Genomic DNA, 6724 nt, shown 5'->3' on the forward strand with positions numbered 1-6724 from the left:
AGAAGGCGGGACGCGAGGCGAGCCCAACGGCGGCGATCATCGACAGCCAGAGCGTAAAGGGCGCGGAAAAAGGGGGCGCTCGATCGATCCGCCCGGCTACGATGCGGGCAAGAAGATCAAAGGCCGGAAGCGCCACATCCTCGTCGACACCCAAGGTCTGCTGATGCACGCCCTGGTGCATTCGGCCAGCGTGCAGGACCGCGATGGCGGCGTCTGGGTGATGGCCACCTTGTTCGGCCTCTATCCGTTCCTGCTCAAGCTCTACGCCGACGGCGGCTACCAGGGACCGCGCTTCCAGACCGGCCTGCGCCGGGCCTGCCGGCGGATCGAGGTCGAGATCGTCAAGCGATCCGATCAGGCCGAGATGCCCGCGCCGAAAGGCTTCACCGTATTGCCCAAACGCTGGATCGTCGAGCGCACCTTCGCTTGGCTGAACCGGTGCCGCCGGCTCGCCAGGGATTGGGAATGCCACAGTCGAAAAGCCCTGGCCTTCCTCCACTGGGCCTCCGTCCGCCTCATGATCCGAAAGCTCTGCCAGACCGAATAATGATCCCGGACAGACTCTGAGTAAAAATGCGCGAATGAGGAACACTCATGAACCGTTGGTACCTGACGACCCTCGCTGGCGGCGATAGCGGACAGGATCATGGGCCGGCTCCAGGGCAGAGGCGACAAACTGGTCAGGTATAGCTAATAACCCGCAAACGATGGCCCGGTTGCGTTTACGACAGGCCCTACCAAGGCATAGACCCAATTTGATGGGGTGCCTTGGTAGCGTCAACCCTGGCTTATCTACAGCCTATGGATAACCGCCCAAGCTCATCGCGCGCCTTGAGCTTGGTTCTGTATCGTCTCCGCTAAGGTCGACATTCGCAGCGACAGCCAAATCAGCAGTTAAGCGAGCTAATTCTTCGATAAGCTGCTTAGCTGAAACGGCTTTGCCCCACCATGAGAGACCGGTTCCGATCAATGCGCGGGCAATCTCAACGTCGCTGGCACCACCTGCCTTTGCCTCCGTCGCGCCCTGCTCGAACGACTCGGCAATCATTTTTGCGATCTCGGGACGGTCTTGCATATGTTTCCTAGGTGTTGGTCGGTGGGTGAAATAGGGACTTAGGCGAGATTGAACGAGCGTCTAGAAATTGCGTGATCGCGCCCCGGGGTGGAATACGGCCGAGCAGTGGGAGGCGCAGACCGCCCATCTGCGTAGCGGGCCATCCACTGACTTGAAAGCGCTTCACGATCAATGTCCTGCTGAAGGTGACGAATACGGAAAGGCACAACCCAAACCGGCCCGTACCGCTTCACTGTCCGGACTTTGACAGGGCTGGAAAGGAAAAAAGACTCGATGAAACGCGACATGGAACTTGTGCGAGATCTGTTGCTCAAGCTGGAGGCGTTTCATGCACGGCCGTTAGCAATCTGGACCTTCGCCTTCGACGATGCGGACCTCAAAATTGAAGGGCGTACGACAAGCGAGGTGTGGAGCACCTTGGAATTGATGATTGAAGCTGATCTCATCCACGTAGCAGGAAAAGGGTTTGCTTCTGACGGGATTCTGCGGTTTCAACGCTTAACCTGGAAAGGCTGCGAGTACCTCGACGACATCCGCGATCCTGAGGTCTGGATGCGTACCAAGGACGCAGCATCAATCGTTGGTGGGGCCAGCTTCTCACTCATGAATAGGATAGCCAGGGCGTATGGCAATCAGATTGTGAAGAAGCGCCTTGACTTAGATCTCTGAAGAGACCTGAACCGTAGTCGCCCAAATCTATGCCTACTGAGCGTAGTAAGAAGCTGCTTTAATCGTAAGCTGTGATCGGATTAATGATGCTTAGTTTTAGTTCAGAGTCGAAGAATGGGTAATTAGGCCGCCGGTCGCGATTTCATGTAGCATAGCTTCGTGCTGTAGAAGAGCCTGACCAACCTTTAGGGCGGAATTGTAATCAAGGTTCATGACGCATTCGTCGATTTTAGCAAAATATATAGCGTAGCTCTGCGCGGCATTTATCAAATCGACTGCCCGGCGAGTTAGCTCAGGCTCATATGCGGCATGGCTGCTATCGTCGTGGATATGTTGGAGTAGCGCGAAGACTCGGCCACACGCCGTATCAGCGCTACGATCGATGTCTATTATATTTTTCTGCTCATCCAGCATGACAGTTGAGCCCGCGCAGCTACCGTAATTCGACGCGCCTCAAATTACGTATGTATCGTTAACGAAATAATAACGGCCGAGGTTTCCCCCGGCCGCTGTAGTCGACGAAGCTAATCCGCTTAGCGGAGGAGCTGCAGGATGCCCTGCTGCGCTGTGTTGGCGAGCGACAGCGCTGAGATGCCGATCGACTGGCGGGTCGAGAGGGCCTGCGAGTTGGCGGCTTCCTCGTTGAGGTCCGCATTCGTCAGGTTGGCTGCACCGGTGTCGAGGATGTTGATCAGGTTCTTCGAGAAGTCCTGACGGTTCTGCACGATGGAGAGATTCGAACCGAAGGTCGAAGCCTGGGCGCGAAGCTGGCTGGTGGCCTGGGTGATCGAAGTCAGCGTCTTGTTGATCTCGTCATCCGTCTGGAAGCCGCCGGTCACGGCCGTGAGGCCAAGACCATCGGAGTCGAGCTTGGAACCCGTGATGCTCAGGCTGGAGGTGCCAGTCTCGTTGAAGCTCACCTTCAGCGAGTTCTCTTTTGCGTCGTCGCTAGCGCGGTAGAGTAGGTTGATGCCGTTGTAGCTCGAGTCCTTGGCCTGCTGGGTGATCTGGTTCAGGATCTCGTTGAACTGCTTGGACAGCGACGTACGGGTCGAGTTGGTCGAACCCGTGCTGTCCTTGCCTGTCACAGTGACCGCAGCTGAGGCCGAAATACCCGCTGTAGCAGAGGTTTGAACGCCTAAGCCGATGTTGGTGTTGTTAGCTGCAGTCGCGCCCTGAGCTGCCTGGATGGTGATCGACTGGGCGCTGCCGGCCTTGGTTGAGCTGATGACGAGCTTATTGTCGGTTCCGAAGCTTGCTGTCACATTCCCAGCCAGACCGGAGTCGGCAGCGATCTGAGTGTTGATCGCGGCGGCAATGTTGTCCCTGCTAGCAAACCCAGCCACGCCACCAGCAGCAGTAATGGTGGTGGCATTCAGGTTGATGGTCTTGCTGTTGCCGTTACCGAGCTGGATGGTGAAGTTACCGTTCTTCGAACCACTGAAGTCAAGGCCGCCAGCAGTAGCCGGGGAGCCGGTTGTATCTGATACGGTCACGTTTCCGGCAGCAACAGCTTTCGCCGATCCATCAGTCGCGTCGGAACCGGTAGCTGAAAGACCAGTAACGGCAGAGCCGGCCGCACCGGCAACGAACACGCCGGTAGCGGTACCCGTTGCGGCACTGAAACCGATATCGACCTGTGTCTTACTGGTCGGCGGTGCCTTCACGAGAACACTGACAGCAGCACCGGACCCAAGATCTCCAGACGTAAAGGTGACCTTGCCGCCAACGTCACTTGCAGTTACCGAAGAACCTGAAGCCTTAAGCTGAACATTGAACGCATCCGCAAGATTAGCTGCGGATGGCGACGTTCCAAGAGCAGTTCCGTCCGCCTTCAGTGAGGTCGAGTCTACGGCGAGATCAGTGCTGTTCACACCATCGCTGACGGTGAGATACGAACCCGCGGTAGCGCTGAAGGTCGTAACTGCAGAAGCGGTGGAAGCTGTAAGCGTTGCAGCTGTAGGTGCGGTGGTCGACTTACCAAACCCAATGTCAAGCGTTGCGTTGGTCGAACCTGCGACGGATAGCTGCTGGGTGGCTCCGGCGCTCGTGGTGGCAAAGTTGATACGGCCGTCAGTGCCGACCGATGCAGCAACCTTACCCTTTAGCGCGCTGCTGCTGCCAATCTGGCTGTTGATCGCGGACACGACCTGATCGGCAGTCACCTTGGTGAGATCACTGACCGAACCCTTCAAAGTTGCTGCGTCGAGACGGATGGTCGTATTCGTTTTGCCGCCATCGAGAGAGAGGTCGACCGAGCCGTCCTTCGCCAGAGACGAAAAGTCCTGGGTGCCGTCTGCAGTGCCCGCGAGACCCTGGAAGCTCTTGCTGCCGCTGAGGGTCGCCGCAGTCGCAGCCGTTCCGCTGGAGAGGGCGCTCTTGTCGGCCAGCGCCTGGTTGGCGGTGGACTTGGCCGTGTCGACCAGCTTCTGGATCGAGGTGATGCCCTGGTTGGCAGTCTGGATGGTCTGGACGCCGTTGGAGATGCCGTTAAGAAGCGAACCGAGATCGCCCGAGCGGCCGGTCAGCGACTGCGAAGTGAAGAAGCTCGTCGGGTCGTCGAGGGCCGAGTTGACCTTCTTACCCGTGGAGAGGCGGTTCTGGGTCTGCGTGAGGAGGTCGGCCGTGCCCTGGAGCGAGAGCAGGTTCTGGCGGGTCGCAGCGGTAAGGGTGATGCCGGAAGACATTGATACGATCCTAACTGATCAAGACGCCATCGTTTTTGATGACGCTGCGAAGACACCACATGCTTGGTTTCCGCGGAATTAAGATCCCTTCACTTGATCCGACAATGGTGAAAGATCATTAATGATTCATAGGTATGATTCAAATAACTTCCAAAAGGGTTGTCTTGGTCATGCCTCTTAGAATTACGCTGAAGCCGTTCGAGCGGCTGATTATCAACGGGGCTTCAATTCGGAATGGCGGCCGAAACGCGGACTTTCTCATCGAAACGCAGTGCCAGTTCCTGCGCGAGAGCGAGATTTTGCATGAGAGTGAGGCCGACACCGCCTGCAAAACGCTGTGCGTCACCCTACAAGTGATTCACCTGTCTGATGACCCGTCCGATGCTAAGGCGCTTCTGATGGAGCAGGCCCTGCGTATTCTCGCGGCTGTCCCCAGCATGGCTCCGCATCTCCTCGCGATCCAGACTGCCGTGGATGAAGGCCAGACCCATCGGGCGATCAAGCTCGGCAAGGCGTTGGTGGCCTATGAGCGCAGCCTTCTCGACTACGTGCCAAGCGTCTCCGACGTCGCGTGATTTTGGGCGCGATCAATGCATCTATGTCACTGTCCCACTCTGCCGAGATTGTGCTTTTATTTAGGAAGCGTAAACCATATCAAATTGTATTCCCACTGCATTGGGTTCTAAAAGTTGTGAGCGGCGTTCTCGTGGTAACCTTGGCCATTAGCAGGGTGACCCGATATGCATGCGCTTCCAATTTCTGTTGCCGAACCGCAGACCCATCAATCAGATGCCCCCTTATGAAAGGGCGTTTTCTCGCCTCGAACGGGATTGAAGGCTCGTGTTCCGTAAGAATGCTCTCAAGCGAGAGAGCGGAAATATTTTCCAGTAAAAATCTGACAGGTCTTGATGAGGGGCACATCGTCAATTGTCATATTGACGAAATCGGATCTATATCTGGAATTATTGGAGAAATAAATTCAAATTTTATGACGATAGTAGTGCAGGTTAGCGCGCCCAGGAGGGAGCGGATTAATGCTAGACTAAAGTGGATAAAATCTCGTGAAAAATATACATCTGAGCAGCGGTTAAATCAACGTATATTACCGATACAGATAGATACACTAGTACACTTTCATAATATTCGAGACGTAAAAGCTCAAATAATCGATCTTTCAATGTCTGGAGCTTCTCTCGCTATTTCCATCAAGCCAGATATTGGCTCGCTCGTGACTGTTGGAAAACGATTTGCAAATGTAGTGCGTCATACTGATGAGGGGTTTGCTGTCTCGTTCCGTCTTCCATTTAGTCCTGTGACATTCAATGAAAGTGTTATTTTGTAAAATAACTCGAATAAAACTCCATCAAACTTTCAGTAATATATAACATATTGAGGACTCCTGGTCATGAAAATTTAGCCAGTTGAGACCAGCCATGGGGATCGATCCATATCAAGGCATTTCCGGGAGGGGAGGCTGAATGAACCCAACATGCTGCGGTTCATGGAGGACATGAACATGCGTCCTGCGGTCGCCCGCGTCGGAAGCAAGCAGTACGGCAACCTCCGCGTTGACGCATCGGACGCTCCAAAGAGGACGAACAGAAATCCACCCAACTAAGACATTCGTCCTATCAGCCGCGATGTCGGGTATCCGACCGTTTTCCCGACGCTCAGAGGAGGCCAGCCTTCGATCGCCTCAAACGGCTCCGTTTCTGTCGGGAAAACGTGACTGGTTTTCTACTGCCAGATAAACGTGATTCGATCACTATCCTGACACGGGCTTTGGATCTGCGTGCGTCCCGCCCGTCAATCAAAACCTCGACCTCCAGCGAAGCGCGCTGATCGAGGTCGACGGCGAAGGTTTAGCACCCGAAGGCGATATTGCCCCAGCCAAGCACCTCAGGGTGCACAGGTGTGCAGAGAATATTTGGAAACGTTTCAGAGCATTCCAGAGCGATCTGAAGCGTGGCTACCAGCTTCATCCTGCTTCGGTTCGCTTCGGGATGTCGACCCGCTGCTCAGCCTTCAGGTTATAGCTTGAGTGGTAGGCCAGGCGTAATTCGGCCGTGACCGACGGGCTCAATGCGATCCGGACGCTTCTCGGCAGCTTCAGTGCGTGTGGTGTGATGCCCCTGCTCCTACCGTGCTTCTTACCGTACCGCTGCAGTGCCCTACCGCCCTCTGCCGTCGACATACCGTTGCCTGCATAGGCTAGAACGAACGAAACGGCGTTCCTGATACGCACAAGCGGACAAAGCGTGAACTCACGCGGCTCTGAGGAACGGGGTGGGAG

The 6724-nt window shown here is 55.5% G+C and carries 6 protein-coding genes and 1 pseudogene; 4 read left to right on the forward strand and 3 right to left on the reverse strand.

The window, feature by feature from the left end; genetic code table 11:
* Positions 1–547 (forward strand): annotated as a pseudogene (locus tag G3T14_RS22585) (IS5 family transposase); the annotation flags it as partial.
* Positions 548–799: 252 nt separating this feature from the next.
* Here the strand turns inward: G3T14_RS22585 and G3T14_RS22590 are convergent.
* Positions 800–1075 carry a hypothetical protein gene (locus G3T14_RS22590; RefSeq protein WP_163644755.1) on the reverse strand — a complete coding sequence of 92 codons (276 nt, stop codon included), beginning with the start codon at positions 1073–1075 and terminating at the stop codon, positions 800–802.
* Positions 1076–1348: 273 nt separating this feature from the next.
* Here G3T14_RS22590 and G3T14_RS22595 point away from each other — a divergent pair, with 273 nt between their 5' ends.
* Positions 1349–1744, forward strand: a complete 396-nt coding sequence (locus G3T14_RS22595; protein ID WP_163644756.1) for a DUF2513 domain-containing protein — start codon at positions 1349–1351, stop codon at positions 1742–1744.
* A 533-nt stretch (positions 1745–2277) separates the two neighbouring features.
* On the opposite strand, the gene G3T14_RS22605 is transcribed toward G3T14_RS22595, so the two are convergent.
* Positions 2278–4431: a flagellin gene (locus tag G3T14_RS22605; RefSeq protein WP_163644758.1), complete on the reverse strand. Its 2154-nt coding sequence runs from the start codon at positions 4429–4431 to the stop codon at positions 2278–2280.
* Positions 4432–4601: 170 nt separating this feature from the next.
* Between G3T14_RS22605 and G3T14_RS22610 the strand changes: the two genes are divergently transcribed.
* Positions 4602–5006, forward strand: a complete 405-nt coding sequence (locus G3T14_RS22610) for a flagellar biosynthesis repressor FlbT (RefSeq protein ID WP_163644759.1) — start codon at positions 4602–4604, stop codon at positions 5004–5006.
* Positions 5007–5284: 278 nt separating this feature from the next.
* Positions 5285–5773 (forward strand): pilus assembly protein PilZ, encoded by a 489-nt coding sequence (locus G3T14_RS22615; RefSeq protein ID WP_163644760.1) that lies wholly within the window; start codon positions 5285–5287, stop codon positions 5771–5773.
* Positions 5774–6409: 636 nt separating this feature from the next.
* Here G3T14_RS22615 and G3T14_RS24825 read toward each other — a convergent pair.
* The coding region (locus G3T14_RS24825; RefSeq protein ID WP_204263012.1) for a hypothetical protein at positions 6410–6724 on the reverse strand (315 nt) is incomplete at its 5' end.

It is taken from the genome of Methylobacterium sp. BTF04 (assembly GCF_010692745.1).
GTDB lineage: Bacteria > Pseudomonadota > Alphaproteobacteria > Rhizobiales > Beijerinckiaceae > Methylobacterium.

Excerpts from the sequence above, each read along its gene's own strand:
- G3T14_RS22590 (WP_163644755.1), bottom strand. The coding sequence starts at position 1,075 with ATGCAAGACCGTCCCGAGATCGCAAAAATGATTGCCGAGTCGTTCGAG.
- G3T14_RS22610 (WP_163644759.1), top strand. The coding sequence starts at position 4,602 with ATGCCTCTTAGAATTACGCTGAAGCCGTTCGAGCGGCTGATTATCAAC.
- G3T14_RS22605 (WP_163644758.1), bottom strand. The coding sequence starts at position 4,431 with ATGTCTTCCGGCATCACCCTTACCGCTGCGACCCGCCAGAACCTGCTC.
- G3T14_RS22615 (WP_163644760.1), top strand. The coding sequence starts at position 5,285 with ATGCTCTCAAGCGAGAGAGCGGAAATATTTTCCAGTAAAAATCTGACA.
- G3T14_RS22595 (WP_163644756.1), top strand. The coding sequence starts at position 1,349 with ATGAAACGCGACATGGAACTTGTGCGAGATCTGTTGCTCAAGCTGGAG.